This window comes from Pseudoflavonifractor sp. An184 (genome assembly GCF_002160305.1).
GTDB lineage: Bacteria > Bacillota > Clostridia > Oscillospirales > Oscillospiraceae > Lawsonibacter > Lawsonibacter pullicola.
The window spans coordinates 1-2,272 of record NZ_NFKI01000118.1; the positions used below are offsets into that span (position 1 = coordinate 1).

A 2,272-nucleotide genomic window follows, 5' to 3' on the forward strand; every position below is an offset into this window, starting at 1 on the left:
GGAGCAAGGGAACAAACGCAGTTTTCGCCGCTAGGCGGAAACGGAGTGGAGTGGACTTTGCGACGACGAGCCGCCATGGGCAAAGTAGGTCGCCGCCCGCAGGCGGCGAAACCTCCCCTGTGGGAAACGGAACCGGTCTATTATCGCCCCCTCATCCGCCCCCTTCGGGGGCACCTTCCCCCCTGTGGGGGGAAGGCATACGGGCGGCCAAAGGCCGCCCCTACGGAGTGGGGGACCCTCCGAGGCGGGCGGGTGAGGACACCCGCCCCTACGCGAATACAGGGACGGCCCCGTTTCCCTCGTAAGGGCCGGTCCCAGGCCGGCCTGCGGGCGCACACGGTGCGCCCCTACGGCGGAAAACGGACCGGGGGTGCCGGCCCAGGACCGGAAAAGAAATCAGGAGCACCTGTAAAAAATACAGGCGCTCCTGGACAAAAACAAGTCAAACATACCCCTCCATGCTGCCGCTTCCGCCCATCAGGTCGGTGAGCTTCTGGATGTGCTCCAGGGGGAAGGGGGGCTGGGCCAGGGGCTTGAGGGCCACCGACATGAGCTTCATGGGGTTGTCGTCCGCCGCCGTCCGGTTGGAGCTGAGCTTGCCGCACCGGCGGCACCGGTGGATGACCGCCCACTCGCCGCCCCGGCGCACCCACACGCCGATGGGGTCCATGACGCCCCCGCAGTCGGAGGCGCGGTCCCCCGGTTCCTCGTCCACATGGAGGCTGGACAGGCAGTTGGGGCAGTGGTTGCGGTGGCCGCTGCCGGCGGCCTCGGGGACCACCAGGCGGCCGCACACGCGGCAGGTGAAGGTGTCATGGCAGGGATGTGTCTTGTAGTATCCTTTTTCAAATGTTCTTCTCTTATTCTCCCGGTTCATGGGAAAGTTCCTCCTAAAAGATGTGATGTCTTTCGGGAGGCTCCGCGTCTGTCACTGCGCAGACCTCCCGGTCAGCGCCCAGACACCGAATCACAGTTACGCATCAAAATGATTCTCCTTCTTTCCGTTTTCGTTTGGCCGCGCCGTGCCGCGGCAGGTGGATTCTAGCATAAATAACACAAACCTGCAAGAGAAATCGGGAAATTCTATCGTTCCCACGTTGCCTTTTTGCGGAAAATTGAGTATAATACCCTGCGTGATTGCAAATCCGCGGGCTTCCCTGCGGTCATCTGATAAGAAAAGGAGCATTGCACTATGGGACAGACTTCCATCCCCCAGGGGTATTCCCCCCTGCTCAGCATCTATGAGACCCAGAAGGCCATCGGCCTGCTCAAGCGCCTGTTCGAGGACCGGCTCAGCGGGGCCCTGCGCCTCCACCGGGTGTCCGCCCCCCTGTTCGTGGCGGCCTCCTCCGGCCTGAACGACGACCTGAACGGCGTGGAGCGCCCGGTGTCCTTTGACATCCGGGGGGTGAACGACCCCGCCGTGGTGGTCCACTCCCTGGCCAAGTGGAAGCGCTTGGCCCTGAAGCGGTACCAGTTCCACCCGGGCGAGGGCCTGTACACCGATATGAACGCCATCCGCCGGGACGAGGATCTGGACAACCTCCACTCCGCCTATGTGGACCAGTGGGACTGGGAGAAGATCATCACCGCCGAGGACCGGAACGTGGCCTACCTGCAGGACACCGTCCGCTCCATCGTGGGGGCCCTGCGGGACACCCAGGCCTTCCTGCGCTCCGTGTTCCCCCAGCTGTCCGTCCTGCCCGAGATCCCGGAGGAGATCACCTTCGTCACCAGCCAGGAGCTGGAGGACCTCTACCCCGGCCTCACCCCCAAGGAGCGGGAGAACGCCTTTGTGAAGGAGCACCCGGTGACCTTCCTCATGGGCATCGGCGGCAAGCTGAAGTCGGGCAAGCCCCACGACGGCCGGGCCCCCGACTACGACGACTGGAACCTGAACGGCGACCTGCTGTGCTGGGACAGCGTCAACGGCCAGGCCATCGAGCTGTCCTCCATGGGCATCCGGGTGAGCCCCGAGTCCCTGGACAAGCAGCTCACCCTGGCCGGCTGTGACGAGCGCCGGGAGCTGCCCTTCCACAAGATGCTCCTGAACGGCCAGCTCCCCCTCACCATGGGCGGCGGCATCGGCCAGTCCCGGCTGTCCATGCTGCTCCTGGGCAAGGCCCATATCGGCGAAGTCCAGGTGTCCCTGTGGGACGAGAGCACCATGGCGGCCTGCGACGCATCGGGGATCATCTTACTGTAAGCGCCGATCTGGGCCTTGCCCAGACAAGCGTTTTTGCCTGCGGCAAAAACCTTGGCGCAGGGCGAA

The 2,272-nt window shown here is 64.3% G+C and carries 2 protein-coding genes; one reads left to right on the plus strand and one right to left on the minus strand.

Annotated features, from left to right (window positions below):
* Positions 1 to 442 precede the first annotated feature (442 nt).
* Complete coding sequence (locus tag B5F19_RS16610) at positions 443 to 877, minus strand: RNHCP domain-containing protein (protein WP_087292846.1); 435 nt, start codon at positions 875 to 877, stop codon at positions 443 to 445.
* Positions 878 to 1,192: 315 nt separating this feature from the next.
* On the opposite strand from B5F19_RS16610, the gene asnA reads away from it, so the two are divergent.
* Positions 1,193 to 2,206, plus strand: a complete 1,014-nt coding sequence (gene asnA / locus B5F19_RS16615) for an aspartate--ammonia ligase (protein ID WP_087292849.1) — start codon at positions 1,193 to 1,195, stop codon at positions 2,204 to 2,206.
* The last annotated feature ends 66 nt before the right edge of the window (positions 2,207 to 2,272 follow it).